At 60.0% G+C, this 18617-nt stretch carries 16 protein-coding genes and 3 pseudogenes; 10 read left to right on the top strand and 9 right to left on the bottom strand.

Annotated features, from left to right (window positions below):
* Nucleotides 1-11: 11 nt before the first annotated feature.
* The 3 genes from GY791_16960 to GY791_16950 are packed head-to-tail and all read right to left on the bottom strand — an operon-like array spanning nucleotide 12 to nucleotide 2904.
* Complete coding sequence (locus GY791_16960) at nucleotides 12-827, bottom strand: ABC transporter permease (protein MCP4330116.1); 816 nt, start codon at nucleotides 825-827, stop codon at nucleotides 12-14.
* Nucleotides 824-1735, bottom strand: a complete 912-nt coding sequence (locus tag GY791_16955; GenBank protein ID MCP4330115.1) for an ABC transporter permease — start codon at nucleotides 1733-1735, stop codon at nucleotides 824-826. Before GY791_16955 ends, GY791_16960 begins: the two co-directional genes overlap by 4 nt.
* 29 nt (nucleotides 1736-1764) lie before the next feature.
* Nucleotides 1765-2904 (bottom strand): extracellular solute-binding protein, encoded by a 1140-nt coding sequence (locus GY791_16950; protein MCP4330114.1) that lies wholly within the window; start codon nucleotides 2902-2904, stop codon nucleotides 1765-1767.
* Between the two features lie 261 nt (nucleotides 2905-3165).
* Here GY791_16950 and GY791_16945 point away from each other — a divergent pair, with 261 nt between their 5' ends.
* From GY791_16945 to GY791_16925, 5 genes and pseudogenes are all read left to right on the top strand, one after another.
* On the top strand, nucleotides 3166-4086 hold the full coding sequence (locus tag GY791_16945) for a LysR family transcriptional regulator (GenBank protein ID MCP4330113.1): 921 nt from the start codon (nucleotides 3166-3168) through the stop codon (nucleotides 4084-4086).
* A gap of 113 nt (nucleotides 4087-4199) precedes the next feature.
* The gene (locus GY791_16940; protein ID MCP4330112.1) at nucleotides 4200-5366 is read left to right on the top strand and encodes an aminopeptidase P family protein; all 1167 of its coding nucleotides are present in this window, start codon (nucleotides 4200-4202) and stop codon (nucleotides 5364-5366) included.
* Nucleotides 5367-5544: 178 nt separating this feature from the next.
* A pseudogene (locus GY791_16935) lies at nucleotides 5545-6600 on the top strand (urease subunit alpha).
* Nucleotides 6597-7232 carry an urease accessory protein UreG gene (gene ureG / locus GY791_16930; GenBank protein MCP4330111.1) on the top strand — a complete coding sequence of 212 codons (636 nt, stop codon included), beginning with the start codon at nucleotides 6597-6599 and terminating at the stop codon, nucleotides 7230-7232. Before GY791_16935 ends, ureG begins: the two are co-directional and overlap by 4 nt.
* A complete protein-coding gene (locus GY791_16925) occupies nucleotides 7222-8106 on the top strand; it encodes an urease accessory protein UreD (GenBank protein MCP4330110.1) in 885 nt (294 codons plus the stop codon). Before ureG ends, GY791_16925 begins: the two co-directional genes overlap by 11 nt.
* An 18-nt stretch (nucleotides 8107-8124) precedes the next feature.
* On the opposite strand, the gene GY791_16920 is transcribed toward GY791_16925, so the two are convergent.
* From GY791_16920 to GY791_16895, 6 genes and pseudogenes are all read right to left on the bottom strand, one after another.
* Nucleotides 8125-9027: a polysaccharide deacetylase gene (locus GY791_16920; GenBank protein ID MCP4330109.1), complete on the bottom strand. Its 903-nt coding sequence runs from the start codon at nucleotides 9025-9027 to the stop codon at nucleotides 8125-8127.
* 42 nt (nucleotides 9028-9069) lie between these two features.
* Nucleotides 9070-10311 (bottom strand): hypothetical protein, encoded by a 1242-nt coding sequence (locus GY791_16915; protein MCP4330108.1) that lies wholly within the window; start codon nucleotides 10309-10311, stop codon nucleotides 9070-9072.
* Between the two features lie 22 nt (nucleotides 10312-10333).
* Nucleotides 10334-11365 carry a 2Fe-2S iron-sulfur cluster binding domain-containing protein gene (locus GY791_16910; protein MCP4330107.1) on the bottom strand — a complete coding sequence of 344 codons (1032 nt, stop codon included), beginning with the start codon at nucleotides 11363-11365 and terminating at the stop codon, nucleotides 10334-10336.
* Nucleotides 11366-11426: 61 nt separating this feature from the next.
* Nucleotides 11427-12416: pseudogene (locus GY791_16905) on the bottom strand (toluene monooxygenase).
* A gap of 44 nt (nucleotides 12417-12460) precedes the next feature.
* Nucleotides 12461-12712 (bottom strand): monooxygenase, encoded by a 252-nt coding sequence (locus tag GY791_16900; protein ID MCP4330106.1) that lies wholly within the window; start codon nucleotides 12710-12712, stop codon nucleotides 12461-12463.
* 57 nt (nucleotides 12713-12769) lie between these two features.
* Nucleotides 12770-13102, bottom strand: coding sequence for a Rieske 2Fe-2S domain-containing protein (locus GY791_16895; GenBank protein ID MCP4330105.1), 333 nt, complete (start codon nucleotides 13100-13102; stop codon nucleotides 12770-12772).
* Between the two features lie 48 nt (nucleotides 13103-13150).
* Between GY791_16895 and GY791_16890 the strand changes: the two genes are divergently transcribed.
* The 5 genes and pseudogenes from GY791_16890 (at nucleotide 13151) to GY791_16870 (ending at nucleotide 18446) form a co-directional block, all read left to right on the top strand.
* Entirely contained in the window at nucleotides 13151-13498 is a 348-nt protein-coding gene (locus GY791_16890) for a hypothetical protein (protein ID MCP4330104.1), read from the top strand.
* 354 nt (nucleotides 13499-13852) lie between these two features.
* Nucleotides 13853-15247, top strand: a complete 1395-nt coding sequence (locus GY791_16885) for a glycerol-3-phosphate acyltransferase (protein MCP4330103.1) — start codon at nucleotides 13853-13855, stop codon at nucleotides 15245-15247.
* Nucleotides 15244-16647, top strand: coding sequence for a hypothetical protein (locus GY791_16880; protein MCP4330102.1), 1404 nt, complete (start codon nucleotides 15244-15246; stop codon nucleotides 16645-16647). The genes GY791_16885 and GY791_16880 overlap by 4 nt, the downstream gene beginning before the upstream one ends.
* A gap of 240 nt (nucleotides 16648-16887) precedes the next feature.
* A complete protein-coding gene (locus tag GY791_16875; protein ID MCP4330101.1) occupies nucleotides 16888-18111 on the top strand; it encodes a hypothetical protein in 1224 nt (407 codons plus the stop codon).
* Nucleotides 18112-18359: 248 nt separating this feature from the next.
* Nucleotides 18360-18446 (top strand): annotated as a pseudogene (locus tag GY791_16870) (transposase).
* Nucleotides 18447-18617 lie beyond the last annotated feature (171 nt).

The following is an 18617-nucleotide window of genomic DNA, read 5'->3' as shown; positions in this document are numbered from 1 at the left end:
CTCGCCTTCCCCTAGCCGCCTTCGGCCCATTTCGCGCCGCTATTCGGCTGCCGGACCATGAGCAGGAGCTGGGCTACGATGACCAAAGTCATAGAGATTATAAAAACGATGCTGCCGATGGCATTGACCTTGGGGCTGACCTCGCGCTGCAGGAGAACGAGGATACGGACCGGCAGGGTTTCGTTGAAGCCTGAAACGAACCAGGCTATGGCGAACTCGTCGAAGGAAACGGCCATGGTCAGAAACATTGCGGAAGCGATCGCGGGAAGGGTGAACGGCAAAACGATATCCCGCAAAGTCCTCCACTCACCAGCGCCCAAATTCCACGCCGCCGCTTCCAAGTCCGGATCCATTTGCGCCAGTCGCAAGCGAATGAGGGCCATGGCGAAGGGAATGCAATAAACGACGTGGCTGATTATTATCGAGTGAAGCGAGCCCGATAGTCCGGTCCTCGACATGAACACGAGCATCGCGAGGCCGAGAATGATCACCGGGATCGTCGGCGGCAGCAGCGCAAGCGCCAGATAGACGTTCTTGCCGAGGAAACGATAGCGGTAATCGGTATAGGCGGTGGCGAACCCGATCAGCGTCGCGATTATCGACGTGCAGACGCCGACGATGACGGTATTTCGGAAACCGCTCGCGACTTCCGGGTCGGCGAAGGCGGCCTGATACCATTTGGTGCTGAAACCGCCCCACGGAATGGTGGCATAACGGTTCGCATCGAACGAAAACACGAAGCTCGTGATGATCGGCGTGAACACGATCACAAGCGCGAATACGACATAGGACCGGAGCAGCCATGTGACGATCCGGTCGGCGTTCATGTCTTGCGCTTTCCGGCGCCGTAGGCGAACGCCAGAGCGGTGAATGCGACCGCCATCAAAGTGCCAACCATGGTCAACGCGACCACCGACGCGCGCGGCCAGTGCGAACCCGACCGGACGGTGTCGACCATGAGAATGCTCAGCGTCGGCGGCTTGTTGCCGCCGAGGAAACTGGGGCTTATGAAGTCGCCGAAGGACAATATGAAGGTAAAGGTCGCGGCCAGAATGATACCGACCTTGGCCGCTGGGATAATGACCAGAAACACGGTCTTGAACCGACCGCAGCGAAGGTTATGCGCGGCCTCGATCAAGCTGCGGTCCACATTCGCCAAACTGAAAAATTGCAGCAGGATCACGATCGGCAGGCAAAGGGTCAGATAACCGACCATGGTGGTGAACAGGTTGTTGGTCATCGTGAATGGACCGAGCCCGATCCAACCCAGCGCCGTATTGAGCACGCCGGTCTCCGTGAGCACGATCTTCCACGAATAGGCGCGCACCAGATAGCTCGTGAAATAGGGCGTGATAAGGCTGAAGACAGCCAGCCGTCGTAAGCCCGGCGGCAGCTTGAACGCCAGCCCATAGGCGCAAGGAAAGGCGATCAAGCTAGTCACCGCCGACGCCAGCGACGCGATCAAGAAAGTCCGGACATAAGTGTCCTGGAAGTACCCGGTCGAGTACATCTTGATCCAGTTGGCAAAGGTGAAATCGGGGGTCAGTCGAAAATTGGTGACCACCCAGAAACTCATCACAACGAGAAAGCCCAGGGCGGCGACGAAGAACGCGATCTGCCACACCAATAGCGGCAGAACATGAGCCAACGCAAACCCATTGACCCAGCGGGGCTTGGTCGGAGCCGCCGTCGCCAACAAATTCGTCGGTGCCTCGTCGCCGAGCGTTCTAGCCATCGCCGCCCGATATCGGAGCCAACCGGACGCTACATGTTCTTGAACTCAGTCCAGGCCTCGTTCCAATCCTCGATCGATTGCTGCGCCGGCACGCCTCGGATACTGATCTTGCCTTCGGCGAACTCATCCATGACGTTACGTTTGTCGAGCTCATGCTCGAGCCGCACGGCGGCCTCGGGCATATCCTCGTTGAGCTTCTTCCAGCCCATCTTGTTGGGGATCGAGGCCCAATAGGCCGACTTGGTCGCCTCCAATACCTGGCCTTCGGGCGACGTCAGGTACTGGATGAGCTGGACACCGAGATCCTTGTTTTCCGAGGATGACGCGATGGACAACGACTCCGTCCACTGCAGGCCGCCTTCCTTGGGCACCATCGCTTTGATCGGCACGCCATCGTTCTCGAGCAACAGCGCCGCCCACGCGCCAACCCCAGGCATGACCCATGATTCCTCATTGGTCAGCTGCGAGAACACCGATGACCAGGGGCCGATACCGGACATCTGGCCGGATAACGAGAACAACGTTTTCTTGAGTTTTTCGAACTGCGCCGGCGAGACGTCGTTGGGCGGATGGTTGCCGTCGTACAGGCTCAGGCACATCATATTCGGCAGGTACCAATCGTACATACCGACCTTGCCTTTGACTTTTTCCTCCCACAGAACCGAGTAGCTATCGACTTCCTCGCGAGTCAGCTTCTCGGTGTTGTAGACCATGCCCAAGAAGCCGTAGTCGACCATGACCGAGTAGAGCTTGTCGTCCACCCAGTGATAGGGAAATTTCTGAAACTCCGGCCAGAAATCGTCGATAGGGTAATCGCCCGGGTTCATCTCGTCGATCAGGCCGGCTTGCTGCAGCTGATAGATATATTCGGCGTCGGACAAAACGACATCGAACGTGCCTGGAGGCGAGGATTGCAGTAACGCGATCATTTCCTCCCCGCCGGTATACTCCTTCGACTGCACCTTGATGCCGGTCGCCGCCTCGAAGGGGCCAATCACATCCTGGGCGCCATGTCCGGGCCAGCTCAACAAGCTCACCACCTTTTCGGATTGAGACCGAGCCAATTTTGGAAATGTGGCGCCGATGGCGACGGAGCCGGCCAGAGCCGTCGTACCGGTCACGAACTGACGGCGAGTCGCTCTTCCACGACCAAACGGATTCCGCTGCATGCCTTCCTCCCTGTGTTTTGCGAGCCTCTCGGCCCGGATTCATTCTGCATCGACATCATTTCACAGTGCCGAAGCATTAAAAATGTCGACATATTGAAGATAACATTGAAGTTCAACAAAGTTAACGCTCGCGGGTTGGTGCTCGCATTCAATGGTACGAACGGCCATCAACGCCCTGCGGATATGTCATTTCAGCGAAGAAACCTTATAGTTCGCTGTTATCATACTAATCAGTACTTGCTTCGATCCTCGGGGACCAACATGTTCCATTTTTCCGACAGCGACCTACGCCTCCTGAAGGTCTTCAAGACGGTGGTCGATAATAGTGGTTTCGCCGCCGCGCAGACTGAGCTCAACATCGGCACCTCGACCATCAGCAATCATATGGCGACACTGGAGCGACGATTGGGCACCAAACTGTGTCAACGGGGGCGGGTCGGTTTCCAACTCACCGACAAGGGCGAGTTCGTCTACGAAGCGGCAAAAAGACTGTTCACGGCGGTGAACGATTTCAGCGGTGACATGGCGAGCATTCGGGGGCAATTGACGGGTTCGCTCAATCTCGGCCTTCTCGACTCGGTTATCAGCAACGGCCGCTCGCCAATTCATGAAGCCATTCGCCGCTTCAATGCGCGCGAAAACGATACCCAGATCCAGGTTCAAGTCGAAGAACTCCAGGCCATGGAGAAGCTCCTGCTCGACGGCCAACTCCACCTCGTGATCGGCTGCTTTCCGCGCAAGATCAACGGCCTCAACTACGAATACATCTATTCCGAACGTCAAGAACTCTACTGCGGCCGTCTGCACCCACTTTTTCAACGCCAACAGGGTGAGATCAATGTGCAGGATCTGACCCAATACCGGGTCGTCTCCCGCAGCATGTGGATGCAAACGGAACTCGCGCGGGTGATGGCCGAAAGCGCCTCCGCGCTGGTTACCGATGTTGCCGCCAAGGCCTCGCTCATCCGAACCGGGGCCTATATCGGCTTCCTGCCCAAGCACTACGGCGACATATGGGTTGGATCCGGCGATCTAAGATCCTTGCTACCGCAAGTCATGAATTGGAGCGCGCCTTACTTTCTGGCGACCCGAAAGGGATTCTCGCGCACGCTGGTGATGAATACCTTCCTCGACGATTTTTGGGCCGCAGCGAGTGAACTCGCGCTCGACGAAGAACTCTAGGGTGTGAACCGCGGGCGGCGAAGAGACCGCCCCGTCGCGTGAATAAACAATTGCATAGCTCGACAAACTTGTGTTGCCGTATCTGACCGATTGCCACACAGAGGGCGCGCACGATGCACCGATTTTCCGACCGGGAAATGACCCGCCGGCTCGACGACATTCGAGACCTGATGGATTTCATGGGCCTCGATGCCGTCGTCGCGTCATCCTTTCATAACGTCCTCTACTACAGCAATTTCTGGATGACGCCGTTCGGTCGCGGGCACTTCGCCGTCATTCCGCGGCGCGGCGACCCGGCGGTCATTGCACCGCGAATTGAATTCGACCGTCCAAAAAAACTGTCGTGGTTCGAGGACGTCCGCATCTATTGGGATGCCCGAAGCCCGCTCGACGGCGCCTTGAAGCACATCGGCGACACTTTGAAGGATCGAGGAATTGAGCGCGGCAGGATCGGTATCGAGGAATATTATATTCCATTCAGCCTGTACAAGGGGCTGGCGACTGTCATGGTCGGGTCCGAGTTCGTCGACGTCAGCCGCCCGATCATGCGCAAGCAGATCGTCAAATCGAAAGAGGAAATCGTCCATATCCGGCAGGGTGCGGAGATCGCCACGCGCGGCGCGGAAGCTTTCGAGACCGCCATCGCCGAGGGAGTTTCCGAGATAGATGTCGCCCGTACCGCGGTCACCGTCATGGAGCGGGAAATCGCCGATCGCTTTCCCGAGGCCGAGCAAGATGGAACATTCGCATGGTGCCAGTTTGGCACCGAGCACACCTATGTCGCGCACAATCCGAACACGACACGAAAGCTGGCCGCCGATGAGATCGTCAGTCTCAACGTCTTCCCTATGGTCGCGGGCTACTACCACCTGCTCGAGCGCAGCCTATTCTTCGGCACAATGCCCGACCACGTGAGGAAGCCGTTCGAAGTGTGTTCGGAGGCTCATGAAGCAGGAATCGCCGCCGTCAGACCCGGTGTCCGGTGCAATGAGATCGACGATCACGTAAACCCGATTTTCGAGAAGGCGGGCTATCTCGGTGACCGTACCTTCGGCACAGGTCATTCCTTTGGAATCATGGGGCAATGGTACGGTCGCGACGAGATCGGCGAACTGCGGCCATATAACGACACCGTGCTTGAGGAAGACATGGTGATTTCGATTGAGCCGATGATATCCGTCGTCGGCGCCGGCGGATTCCGCCATGCCGACATGCTTCTCGTGACCGGCGATGGCGCGGAAGTGCTGACGGCTTTCAAGCGTGGCGTGATCCAAATCTAGCTACCCCTCACTGAATACTGCGAGGGCGGAAAGCGAGCAGTCCACCACCGCGGCAAACGTTGCCGCTGGCGTGTGTCCGTCCCGAAAAGTCACCAATTCGGATGACCGCAAGATTTGCGACGCAGTCTCGCGCTTATCGCTGAATGGTCTATTGAAGCTATTGCGGATCACGTATAATATTCGAAAGGATTGGGGGGCGATGCCCGCCGTCATCGATACCTGTCTCGCCGTCGCCGACGAGCTCGACTTCCAGGTCCAGCTCCATACTGACACATTGAATGAGAGCGGATTTCTCGAGGACACGCTGGCCGCCATCAACGGCCGCACCATCCACATGTACCATACTGAGGGCGCCGGCGGCGGTCATGCGCCTGATATCATTCGTGTCGCCGGTGAGACAAACTGCCTGCCCTCGTCGACCAATCCAACCAATCCCTACACGGTGAACACCTTCGACGAGCACCTCGATATGACGATGGTGTGCCACCACTTGAATCCGTCGATCCCCGAGGACGTTGCCTTCGCCGAAAGCCGGATACGCGCGCAAACGATTGCGGCGGAAGACGTTCTCCACGATCTCGGTGCCATCGCCATGCTCGGATCGGACAGCCAGGGCATGGGACGTATCAACGAAGTGATCTGTCGCACCTGGCAACTCGCATCGAAGATGAAGGAGCAGCGCGGCCGTCTCGACGAGGAAGGGACCGCGCGGGGCGACAACGAACGCATCAAACGTTACATCGCCAAATATACGATCAACGCCGCGCGCACGTTCGGAATCGCCGATTACATCGGCTCGCTCGAGGATGGTAAATTGGCGGATGTCGTGCTGTGGCGCCCAGGTTTCTTCGGTATCAAGCCCGAGCTGGTCGTCAAGGGCGGCTTCATCGTATGGGGAGCGATGGGCGACAGTGCGGCTTCGCTGATGACCTGTGAGCCGTTGCTGATGCGACCGCAATGGGGTGCGTTCGGCGAGGCCAAGCAGGCATTGAGCGCGTCGTTCGTCAACCCGGCGGCAATCGAAGCGGGCATCGGTGATCGCCTCGGTCTACGCAAGACGGTATTGCCGACCCAAGGCACGCGGAAGCTGAGTAAGCAGCATATGCTCCATAACAGCGCCTGCCCCGAGATCCGGGTCGATCCGCAGACCTTCGACGTCTATGTCGATGGCGAGATCGCGACTTGCGAGCCGGCCCAGGAATTGCCACTCGCCCAGCGGTACATGCTGCGATGATCGTTCCCGACAAGATACCGCTGCCAGCACCTGCTCGAATCGGGATCGGCGGACCCGTCGGGTCAGGCAAAACGGCATTGATCGAGCGCCTGATCCCGGCACTCGAGGCGCGCGGCCTCGAACTCGCGGTTGTAACCAACGACCTTGTTACCGCGGAGGATGCGATCCGGCTTCAACGAAGCGGCCTTATCCGACCGGATCGCGTACTCGCGGTCGAGACCGGCGCATGTCCTCATACGGCCATCCGCGAGGACCCGACGCTCAACATCCAGGCTGCCGACCGCTTGTCCGAATCATTCCCGAATGTGTCCGTCATTCTGATCGAAAGCGGCGGCGACAACCTGGCCTCGACGTTTTCGCTCGACCTCGTCGATTACTGGTTGTTCGTGATCGATACTGCCGGAGGCGACGATATCCCCCGGAAACGAGGCCCGGGAATCGTGCGTTCCGACCTCTTGATCATAAACAAGACCGACTTGGCGCCGCACGTCGGCGCCGACCTCGAGCGCATGGCAAGCGAAGCATCGGAGGTCAGGAGCGGAAAGCCGGTTCTTCTGGTTAATTGTGCGAGCGGTGACGGAATCGACTCGGTTGTTGAGCATCTATCCAAAAATGTCTTGTTTGACCGTTGATCAAAATCGCCACCCGGTCGCACCCTCCGAGGCCGGGGTCGGAGCCAAACCGGCCGGCCAGCTAGAGATCGCGTTCGAGGGCGACGGTGCGGGACGGACCTATGTCGGCCGCCAATATGCCAGCTATCCATTCCACGTATGCCGTGCCCACTATCTCGATCCCGAGCTTCCCGGCATGGCGACGCTCTACACCCAGTCGAGTGCTGGCGGCCTGTTCGATGGCGACCGGCTCGAAATCACCGTCGCCGCTCGGGCCGATTCGCAGTGCCACTTGACGACCCAGGCCTCGACAATCGTACACCGCACCAGCGATGGCGACGCACGCCAAGACGTGCGCCTTATTGCCGAAGCCGGTTCGGTCTTCGAATACCTGCCCGACGCCACAATTTTGTTCCCCGAGGCCCGGCTCCGGTCCCGCGTCGCGCTCTCGATGCACGAAAGCGCTCAAGTCATCCTGGGCGAGGCCTATCTCGCCCATGACCCCGACGGCCACAACCGCCCGTTCGGCTGGCTTGACAGCGCAGTAGTGGTTTCGAATCAAGATGGAATTCCGCTGATGGCCGATCGATTTCGTGTCACCGGCGACGATTGGAATCGCCGCGACATCGGCGCTCTCGGCGGATTCTCCGCTCAGGCGACATTGTTGCTGTTGCGGCCCGGAAAAGATCCGGGTGACCTCAGAGAAGCCCTGTGTACGGCGCTGGAAGGCCGGCCGGAAATTTATGGCGGCGTGTCGGAGCTGCCCAACGCCTGCGGGCTCTGGCTCCGCCTGCTTGCTGTCGACGGTGCCAGTTTGCGGTCCGCAATGGGGGCCGCGTGGGCGGCGGCCCGGATCGTGGCGACCGGATGCGCGCCCGCCCCGCGGCGAAAATAGGCGGCGATATCGTACCGGTTATTCGGCCGCCTCGGGCAATTCGGGGATGCGCCCCTCATAGTACGGCAGATTGTCCACGCGCGGCGTCCAGGATCCATCGTCGATGCATTTCTGGACGTGGCGCGTGATCTCTTCCAAGGTGGCGAACCACACACCGCCGCGATTTTGAATTTCTTCGATCATCTTGGCTACCCTGGCGCAACGCGCCAGCCGGCCGGAAACGAACGGATGCCATACGGTGACCCAGAGCCCGCCGAACTCGTACATGGCCTCGAATTCCGACATGAAGACATTCATCGCTTCGTCGGGCGACTTGATCGGCATCATGTAATGCATGTCGATCGAATGGGTGAAGTGCGGCCAGTCGTCCATCGCCCAATGGCTCGGTAATTCGATCAATTGACCGGCCTTGGTCCGCAGGACATAGGGGACGTCATCGCCCATCAGGCTCGCATCGTAGATCATTCCCTGATCGATCATGTAGTCGAGCGAATACTGCGAGAAATTATACAGCGGCGCCCGCCAGCCGCGCGGCTTCTGGCCGGTCATCTTGCGGATAACCTCGATCTGGCGCTCGAACCAGTAAAGCTCCTCCTCGGCTTCGAGCTGATTGGGATTTTCGTGAAGATAACCATGTGCCGCGATCTCGTGGCCATCCTTCAGGATCATATCGACCAGTGCCGGATAACGCTCCATACACCACGCCGGATAAAAAAACGTCTGCTTGATTTCGAATCGACGATACATCTCGAGGATACGCGGTATCGCGACCTCGTCGTATTTCAGCCAGGACATGGTCGACAACATGGTCGGCGCGCGGTCGCCATGTTCGAGATGGAGGATGCTGTCCGTGTCGATATCGAAGGTAATGGCACAGGCGCATCGCGCCCCATCGGGCCAGGGTACGGGATTGCTAATCATTGTCGAAATCCTCCCTTTGTTGGTCGATCCCCGCCTTGGGGTTTACTTTACTGCAATAGCATCGGCCTGAACCAGCGTACCGGCGCCGGGCAAACCGTAGACACGCACGGGTGTCATCGCCGGATGAGCGTTCGGCGCAACCTCGCTCCATACGCGTGCGACCTTGTGAAATTTTCCGGCAACGTCACTATCTCCCTGTTCTGCAACGAGAAATAGATTCAGCTTCACGAGATCGTCGAGCTCCGCGCCGCCTTCGGCCAGCACGCGGCGAACCCGCTCGAATACGATACGCGCCTGTTCTTCGACGTCCCCAGGCGCCAGCAAAGAACCATCGGCCCCGAGCGGGACCTGGCCGCCGACATAGATCTCATCGGATGCACGCCAGCCATCGGAGGAAAGCTCGGGTTGGTACCGGCCGCCAAGGCCGGCGGGCGTCAGCCGGCTTCGTTCCGGATCGACTATCGCCATCGCATCGATTTCGAGTACCAATCCGGGATAGAGCAGGTCGACGCCAAAAGCAGTTACAACCGGGCCCAGCTCCTCGAATGTGTCCGAGGTAATGGCGAGAATGTTGGCGAGGTAATCGCGCGACATGGAGTCCGTGCCGTCATGCTTGAAGCAGATTTTGACATGGACGATGTCGTCGAGATCGCCTCCCGCATCGCGAACGACCCGCTCGATGAAGGTGTAAATGTTTCGCGTCTGGGCATCGATATCGCCCGCGGCCACCGGCCTTCCCTCGCCATCGGCCGAGATCTGACCGCCAACGAAGATGCGATCGCCGACCCGCCAACCTTGCGACAATGGGACGGCAATACTCCAGTCCCAGCTTCCTTCCGGCATGATACGCCGGCGTTGCTTGCGCGAGTTCCCCTTGACGGCGACGCCCTCGATCTGAATGAGCTGTCCGTCATAGGGCATGCCCTTGACCCGGACCGCCGTCGCCGCGGGTCCCGGATCCGGGAAATACTCCAAGCGGACTCGGGTCATGTCTTCCCAATAGCGTGTCGCATCGGCATCATCGCCTTCGAAGACATAGTAGGTATTGAGCCGGACGAGATCGTTGAGGGTCAAACCTGACAGCGCCAAGGTCCGTTTCATATTTTCGAATACGTTCCGGGCCTGGCCGGCAATATCGCCTTTGTCGATCACCGATCCCGATTCATCCAGTGTCTGTTGACCGCTTATGAACACCTGATCTCCGACTTCGACGGCCGTAGCGAACGGGACCGCTTCGGCCCAGTTCCAAGAGTGGTTGTTGGTGAAATAAGTTTTCCTGTACATGGATCGTTGTGCTCCAAACCGGCTAGAAAAAGCGGTCGTAGTGAAGCCGTTCGACCGGGATTCCCCGGTCGAGAACGAGGTGCCGCCGGACGGCGTCGACCATCGGAGGCGGGCCCGCAATATAGAAGTCGCTGTCTTGGCATTCCTCCGGCAAATCATCGGCGATAAACTCGTGGACCAAGCCAACCGGCCCTTCCCAACCATTATTGGCCTCGGGTTCATAGTCGGAAAGGACGGGGCGGTACCGGGTTTCGGGATCGAACCCCGGGATGTCCGCGAAGAGGCCGGATTCGACGACGTCGATCGGACCGCGCGCGCCATAGTAGAGGATCGCGTCCGCGGCACCGGCGGGCGAGGCCCCGAGTGCACGCAAGATCGATACCATCGGCGCCAATCCGGATCCGCCGGCGATGCAGATGGTCGGCCGCGCCGACGATTCGCGCAAATGGGCGATGCTGTAGGGAGCATCGATGATGATCGTCTCGCCGAGTTCGAGGCAGTCAAAAAGAAACGAGGTCGCCGCGCCGCCGGCGACGCGCTTGATATGGAATTCCCACACGCCCTCGTCATTGGCGATATTGGACATCGAGTAGCCGCGCGGCCCATCGACACCTGGAAGCGCAAATTTAGCGTATTGGCCGGGCAGGAACGCAGCGGCCTCGTCGGTGAGAAATCGAAACTCCCATAGATCGTGGGTGAGCGCCTGCCGCGCGGCAAGCCGCGCCTGTCTCCGGGTCGGACGAATCTTGGCTATGTACTCGGGGTCGCAAGTGACTCGAATGCTACAATCGCTTCGTGGATGGCAAATACATGCCAACCGTTTACCCTTCCTACGGTCGCGCGCGCTGAGACCAGGCGCATCGGGACGTTCTTCCGAGATTTCACCGTCGAGCAGCGTGAACTTGCAGCTGCCGCAGCCACCGGCGTTGCATTCATAGGGAATGCCCAACCCGGCACGCAACATGGCACCAAGCAGGGTGTCACTGGCATGGCAGTCGACGCTCTCACCAAGGCCTTCGACCGAGATTTTGAACGCAGACCGCGCGCCCTCCATTCCTGGCAATCCCCTCGGGTTCCTTGCCGGGCCTTCGGCGATCAAAGACCGTAACGCGCCATCACTGCACGAGGCCAAGGCTGCGGTGGAATTTTTCGACCTCTGTCAATGCGGAGGCGGCCGCGTCGTCGCTTTCCGGCAGCGCCCCGCAGTAGGCGGTAATAGCCTGCACCGCAAGCGGCTTCCATTTCTCGATCCACTCGCCGATCACGGCCTTGTTCGATTCCCGGTCCGAGGTGAACTCGACCACGGCGGCGCTCCAACGCCGGGATCGCTCGCTGTCCCGCATTTGATTGTCGACCAGCAATGCGAGCAATTGGTCGCCGAATCGGCGCGCGGTATGACCGAGTTGACGCAATGCCTCATCCGCCGCCGGTTTGGCGACCAGGTTGAGGGCGACAAAGTTCTCGCCCCAATCGTATGTCGCCAAGGTCCGTTCCAACAATTCTCGAAGACCCTGCCAGGCTGGATCTTGCTCCCATCATTGGCGCTCGGTCTTGCCGAAGCCAAGGGCCGGATGGGCAAGTTGCAGTTCCCGTGTGCGGTAGGCAATCCGCGAAAGCCAGCGAAATTCATCGCCTTCCTGAAACCCGGCGGCAGTCGTGATCGTGCTCGCCGGGGCAATCTGCACGAGATACGCGGCACCCATCTGAAGCGCCATCTGGAGGTAGCGTCGCGGCGTATAAAGACGTTCGAGGGAGGCCAACCATTCGGGCGACAGCGTTTCGTCGTGGCCGATCTCGTTGTGCTCGTCGAGCAGGCCATCGATGTATTCCTCCTGGCCGTCCTGACTCCGCGTGTAAACACGGTAGATCAGTTCGTCAGGGTCTCTGAACGCCTCCCAGTCGTCGTGCTGCAGGGGACTGTCGAAGACATTGCGCATATACCATTCGTTCATTGCCAGCAGCGGTGCCGGTGACAGTTCGTAAGCCTGTTCGCGATGGCGATTTCGGGTTTGGAGGTTGGTCGACACGACCTCATACTCGCTGGGGCGCCGTTTGTTCTTGGCCAATCCGCTCCAGGTCTTCATGCCTTTCAATTCGACGGCCATCGTCTCTTCCTCCCTACCAATTGTGGTATGCGCAAGCTCCCGACTTAGGTCGCCACCCACCGCATATGGTCGGTATCGGTGCGGATAAATCCTTCAAAGCTTGGCATATTGACCTCGATGTCGCTGGCAGCGACATCTCGGCCCAACATATCGCTAACGGTCTCGAATCGAAGGATGCATTCGCCCGGCACCTTGATCCGCACGTAGGATGCGTGTTCTTCGACTACGACTTCGCGTCCGGAATTGTCCTCTCGGATTGCCTCAGCCACCGCGTCGGCGATTTCACCTAATCTCATGACCGGCCCGACATAACGGTTTTCACCGGATTGCTCTGACACGTCCAGTCCCTCCCTCTATCCTGCCGGTGCCTGATCCGGTAGCGGCAAGGCGACCATGACGACCTCGTCCTCAACCTTGACCGGAAAGCTGCGCAACGTGACCCCTTCCGGGTTGACCCCCGCGCCGGTAACCACATCGAACTGCCACAGATGGGCAGCGCAGGTGAGCACGCAGCCGTCGAGGCTCCCTTCGACCAACGGATGATCCTGGTGGGGACAGACCGGATCGTAGGCGCGGACCTCGCCACCCGGCGCGTGCACGAGCAATACCTCCTGATCGCCGATGTCGAAAACCTCCATCTCCCCTTCCCACAGGTCGTCCAGCTTGCACACGGCCTGAAAATCCATGACTTCCGCACTCAGCCTGCGCGAAAGATCTCGATCGATTCCATCGCGATGAGCCCCGCCGCCTTGTTCGCCGGCGTCGAATGGTGGCGCGCCAACGCGACCGAGGCCAACGATATCATTGCCGAGTCGGTGGGCTTTTCCGTCGACGATGTGAAATCGATTCTGGGCGGAGAGAACAACCCCGAAGACGGAACGCTCTACATGTACAGCCTCGACGAAGCCGGCAAATTCTGCGGCGTTAAAGATGGTGACCCGCCCTTCGGTCAGCACAACGGCCAAATGGAGGACCATTGGGCGCTGACCAACAAATGGTGGATCAATTTCGGCCTCATGGATCGGACCATCGATCCGAGTACCGGGATCGATTGCGCGATAATCGGAGAGGCCCTGCAGTAAGGGAGTTGTAACGAAGATCGGGCTCGCATAGACCGCCGGCTGTCGTCGCCGACAAAGTAGGGCCCGAACAATCTGCCTAAGAGAAGAGGTTGGTGCCTGCGCGCGCCAACCTCTTTTTTGCGTCGCATGTGAGACCGGTTTCGAGAACAGTGAAATCAGCCTGCGGCGGCCCTGGACGAGCAATCGCGACGGCTTGTCCATGGTAGGTTCGGGTCGACCGGAGCGATGTCCGCCACCAGTATTCCCACGCCGCCGGATATCGGGCAGACTTCCGGCGGGCCGGCCGGATGCGGCACGGTTTGGTGAAACAATTGGGCGAGGGCTGCGCTGACCGTTCCTATCTGGCTATTGGTCGTGCTTGTCGTGCTGTCGACCTATGCCGTCGCCCGTCTCTTCGTCATGCCGGCCGGGCGCTGGTACCTGCGGCGACGGATGAACCGGGTCATCGACGACGTCAACGCGCGGCTTCGGCTACAACTGCCGACCTTTCAGCTAACAAGGCGCGACGTCCTCATCGACCGGCTGACCTACGACCCCGAGGTCATGGCCGCGGTGCGCAAGGCCGCCGCCGAGCGCGGCGTCTCCCGCGAGGAGGTCGCGGCCGAGGTCCAGCGCTATGCCCGCGAGATGGTGCCGGCGTTCAATGCGATTCTCTATTTCCGCGTCGGTTACACCTTGGCCCGCCGCTTCCTTCGCGCCCTCTACCACGTTCGATTGGGCTGGGCCCATGAGGAGGCGCTGGCCGCCTTCCCACCCGATACGACGGTGGTGTTCTTTATCAACCACCGCAGTAACATGGACTACCTGCTGGTTACCTATCTCGCCTCGCGGAGCGCGGCTCTTTCCTATGGCGCCGGCGAGTGGGCGCGGATTTGGCCGTTTCGCTCCGCACTCCGGCTCGCCGGCGCTTACATCCTGCGCCGTGACGCCAGCGATCCGGTCTATCGCGCCGTACTTCGGCGTTATGTGCAGATGGCGACCGCCGCCGGCGTGCCCCACGCTATCTTCGGCGAAGGACAATTGTCGCGTAACGGCATGGTGAACGCGCCCAAACTCGGCCTCCTCGGCTACATTTGCGGCGGGTTCGACCCCGACAAAACCTCCGACATTCTGTTCATCCCGGTCGGCACCAACTTCGACGCCGTGATCGAGGAACGCATATTGATCGAGAACACCGCGAAGGACTTTCGCGGCAGCAGCGCGTTCTTCGTTCTCGCCTCAACCAGCCGTTTCGCAATCCAACAAATTTGGCGCAAGCTCGCTGGCCGCTACCGCGGATTCGGCGTCGCCAGTGCCAGCTTCGGGCAGCCCCTGTCACTACGCGCCTGGTCGGAGAAGCGCGACATCGACCTACGAAAATGCGACCGAGCGGTGTTCTTCGAGGCCGTCGAGGATCTCGCTCGGGATCTTACGGAGCGCACACTCGAGGTTATCCCGGTACTCGCGGTCCCTCTCATCGCCATGACTCTGCTCGAATCGCGTGAGCCATCGCCCGTGACTGAGCTAAAACGCCGCACGCACGAAGAAATGGAGGCATTGCGCGAGCTCGGTGCCCATATTGGCTTCGAGGAGGGCCGCGAAGACGACGCATTGAATGCCGGCATGGCCATGCTCACGGAACGGCGGCTGGTCGTGATCGATGAGCAAGGAAGGGTGGCACCGCGCGACGAAGAGCGGGCGCTTCTCAACTACTACGCCAATTCCATCGTCCAGTTGCGTGCCCGGCTGATGGAGGTCTCAAAAAATTGACGAATCACCACTTTCGGGCGCGCCTACAGGAATTGGTCGTTGGCGGCTTGCGGACGCCGATCGGGGAAATGGTCGCCCGGCCCTGGTTCGACGCCGTGGCTTTGCAATTGATCGCTGGCTGGTTCTTTCCGCTGTCGCGGCTATGGGCTGCGGCGCGTGCCGCCGACGGTTCCGTCGAGCGCTTTTTCGATGAGGCCGAGCTTAGCACGACGCCGCGCCTCAGGCGTTGCCTCGGCAACCGCCTTGATACGTTCGAGGACGTTCGCAAGCGGGTCGTCGGTGTCGAACGCGAATGGGAGGCCACATTCTTCGGTTCGGACGAACGCAGCCCCGAGATTCGCGCGGCGGTCGAGCGCAACCGCCTCGAGGCACGCGACGACTACAACAGCCGGCGCGGCCTGTTTATCCCGCTGCGGCTGGCGGCGCGCGTTCCGCCGGTACGCTGGGATATCCCGGCGCCAAGCGAGGTCGCCGCTATCTATGACGAACTGGTCGTCGATCCGGCCCGTGCCTTCGCGCCGCCGGCGGAGATGCCCGAAGTCACCGAGTCCCATGCCGTGGCCCGGTCGGACGGCGGACGGAGTTATTGGTTGCGCTTCCGGTCGCCCTCGGCGCGCATGAACGATCGGGTCGTCGCACGGGTCTATGAGCCGCCCGACGCCGACACCGCCCCGACCGTGATTTTCGGCCACGGCATCTGCGTCGAATTCGACCACTGGCGCGGTGTCGTCGACGAAGTCGAGGCGATGGTCGCGATGGGCATCCGGGTCGTTCGTCCGGAGGCTCCGTGGCACGGCCGCCGGGTACCGCCCGGCCGCTACGGCGGCGAGAGGTTCATCGCGACGGCGCCGCTGGGCGCGCTCGACCATTTCACCGCGGCGGCCCGCGAATGGTCTGTATTGATCGACCGGTTCCGCCGCGCCACCAATGCGCCGATCGGCATCGGTGGCTCCAGCTTGGGGGCGATGACGGCACAGGTCATCGCCGACAGATCGCGATCTTGGCCGCGCCGCTTGCAGCCCGATGCGATGCTTCTGATTACCCATTGCGGGCGCATCGAGGATGCCGTCGTGCGTGGCTCGCTGGCCAAAGCCTGGGGGATTGCCGAAGCGACCGAGGCCAAGGGTTGGAGCACCGATGAGATGCGCCGCTACATGCCCCTGCTCGACATTCAGGGCAAGCCGGCAATGGCACCCGAGAACATCGTCACCGTGCTTGGCAATCGGGACGATGTCACGCCGTTCGATAGCGCAAGGGTGTTGATCGAGGACTGGGGGATTCCGGCCGAGAACCGGTTCATCTCGCGCCGTGGCCATTTCAGCGTTCCGCTGGCGATGATGCGCGATCACCACCCGCTCAAGAGATTCCGGGCGATTTTGGAGCACCTGTCCAGCACCTAGACGGTGCGCCACTGGCGACCGCGCCCGCCCGCCAACATCAATCTCCAAGTCGCTTACCGCCCGGCGGGAGCAGCCGGTCGGGTCCGGAGCCAAGGCGGTGCGCCATGTCACGGTGCGGTGTTTTAGACGGAAGATGTGAAATCCGTTAACAATTTGCGAATAGCTCACCTCGACCTTCCCCAATGCACGATCTTCGGCTACCATCGGATCCAGTTCGAGGGGTCATTTGGAGATTGCCGAATGAAGGCCCATCGACCAATCACGCTCAGCGCTCTGACCTTGACGATCCTCTTTGTTGCCGCGTGCGACAAGATGATTGCGGAAGAAGCCGGCCCCCCCGACCGACCGCCACTCAAGCCGGAATTCACGGCGATTACCGCCCCCGATGAGTTCGGTGTCGGTGACCCCAACGGGTTCATGCTGTTGGTCTTCGTCGACGGACAGGATCTCGATCCCCTACTCGAAACGCCGGTTCTGTTCAACATTACGGCAAGTTCGGGACAGCCCATCGACGCACCGCCATCCAATGCGGTCACCATCGGTGACGTCGCACTGGGCGGCGGGGTGGTCGGGTTCGATTTCAGCGACATCGAGGCCAAAGGCGATATCACCGTCTGTGCGGCGGCCGAAGGCGTCGCCGGTAAGCCATGCACGACGGTCGCGCTATTCGACGCAGAAATCGAGGCACTATCCGACCTCGTCCAAACCGAGATCCGCAATCGCGATACATTGCGGCGCCTGTTGCGACGGCGTTTCCCGAATATCGGCTGCCGGTGCACGGGGAAGGAGGTCAAAATCGACCGCACCAAGCGCCCGGATGGGAACTTGGGCAGTTTCTCCAACAATCTTGGCGGCAACCGTCTCGGCCCCCACCGCGCCGGCAATGTCCGGTCGACGCCGCGGTTCACAAGCACCATGAAATTCGAAGCGCACTTCACCTACGCAATCATCAACGAGCCTCAACAAGGAGCCATACCCGATGGTGCATGGCAGGGCATCCAACAGGGTATGGTGGCGCTTTGTAGCGAGGGGCAAAACATCAACTCGACAATTACTTTCAACGCCGGCACACAAAATCAGGTAGCCAAGAACAAGAAGAAGGACGGAACCGACTATCCATATGATACCTCGAAGGATGCGAGCAAACTGACGACGGATGGCTGGGGCTACGTTGTGCAGGCGCGTTCAAGCAATCGCGAAATCACCGGCCGGCTGAAGTCCTACGAGGCACCCGACATCGTTCACTGGATCGATGCACCGGGCCTGAACAATCGGCCGACACGGGCCCTGAAGGGGCTGGAACCGTTCCACATGGACGCATTCTTCCATGTCTTCCTACACGGATCGCCGTCCGTCCCGGCCAACAATTGCGATTGCTATTTCGGACTCCGCACCGGGCGGGCGGATGCGCGGGGTGTGGCGCAGAGCCCACGAATCCTTTCCAACGTCGATTGCGGCCAATAAAGCGCTCCGCAGGCGGGAAGCGGCGCAACGGTCACCTACGTGACGCAATTGTTATCTAGGCGGCGCGGCGTCCCTTGACCTTATAAGCGTTCGTAGGGTCGGACGAGAGTTGCTCCGGAAGATTGGCGCTCGGGGTAGCTGACGTGGTGAATCGAGGTGCGCCTGCGTGCGCTGCAAGAGGGTCAAAATCTCAACCGCTCTGACCGAATCAAACCGTCGACATTCACCTACCGTTGAATCCAAGACTCGGCGTGCCTTGGGAAAACGGCTAAAATGAGAGCTTCAATGGCCGCCTCCGGGACGAGCTGCTAACCGGCGAGATCTTTTATTCATTAAATTCCAATTATTCGGATGAGGATGTTCGTTTATACCAAGTCTCTGTGAGTGGGACTCATATAGGGGCTTTCCGGAACGGTGTTTTTCTGATTCAAGATGGCAAACGGATGGAGGTTTGCCATGGGTTCTCCGGTTTCACTTCGAGACGATTTTGGTGCGGCCGGACTTCG

The organism is Alphaproteobacteria bacterium (assembly GCA_024244705.1).
Taxonomy (GTDB): domain Bacteria; phylum Pseudomonadota; class Alphaproteobacteria; order JAAEOK01; family JAAEOK01; genus JAAEOK01.
Note: the sequence above shows the minus strand (reverse complement) of the source record. Positions and strands in the feature narration are given on the sequence as shown.

What these genes read in the sequence shown, in the direction of transcription:
- GY791_16960 (MCP4330116.1), bottom strand. Translation starts at nt 827, where the DNA reads ATGAACGCCGACCGGATCGTCACATGGCTGCTCCGGTCCTATGTCGTA.
- ureG (MCP4330111.1), top strand. Translation starts at nt 6,597, where the DNA reads ATGATCGTTCCCGACAAGATACCGCTGCCAGCACCTGCTCGAATCGGG.
- GY791_16875 (MCP4330101.1), top strand. Translation starts at nt 16,888, where the DNA reads ATGAAGGCCCATCGACCAATCACGCTCAGCGCTCTGACCTTGACGATC.
- GY791_16940 (MCP4330112.1), top strand. Translation starts at nt 4,200, where the DNA reads ATGCACCGATTTTCCGACCGGGAAATGACCCGCCGGCTCGACGACATT.
- GY791_16900 (MCP4330106.1), bottom strand. Translation starts at nt 12,712, where the DNA reads ATGAGATTAGGTGAAATCGCCGACGCGGTGGCTGAGGCAATCCGAGAG.
- GY791_16945 (MCP4330113.1), top strand. Translation starts at nt 3,166, where the DNA reads ATGTTCCATTTTTCCGACAGCGACCTACGCCTCCTGAAGGTCTTCAAG.
- GY791_16950 (MCP4330114.1), bottom strand. Translation starts at nt 2,904, where the DNA reads ATGCAGCGGAATCCGTTTGGTCGTGGAAGAGCGACTCGCCGTCAGTTC.
- GY791_16920 (MCP4330109.1), bottom strand. Translation starts at nt 9,027, where the DNA reads ATGATTAGCAATCCCGTACCCTGGCCCGATGGGGCGCGATGCGCCTGT.
- GY791_16955 (MCP4330115.1), bottom strand. Translation starts at nt 1,735, where the DNA reads ATGGCTAGAACGCTCGGCGACGAGGCACCGACGAATTTGTTGGCGACG.
- GY791_16890 (MCP4330104.1), top strand. Translation starts at nt 13,151, where the DNA reads ATGAGCCCCGCCGCCTTGTTCGCCGGCGTCGAATGGTGGCGCGCCAAC.
- GY791_16895 (MCP4330105.1), bottom strand. Translation starts at nt 13,102, where the DNA reads ATGGATTTTCAGGCCGTGTGCAAGCTGGACGACCTGTGGGAAGGGGAG.
- GY791_16910 (MCP4330107.1), bottom strand. Translation starts at nt 11,365, where the DNA reads ATGGAGGGCGCGCGGTCTGCGTTCAAAATCTCGGTCGAAGGCCTTGGT.
- GY791_16915 (MCP4330108.1), bottom strand. Translation starts at nt 10,311, where the DNA reads ATGTACAGGAAAACTTATTTCACCAACAACCACTCTTGGAACTGGGCC.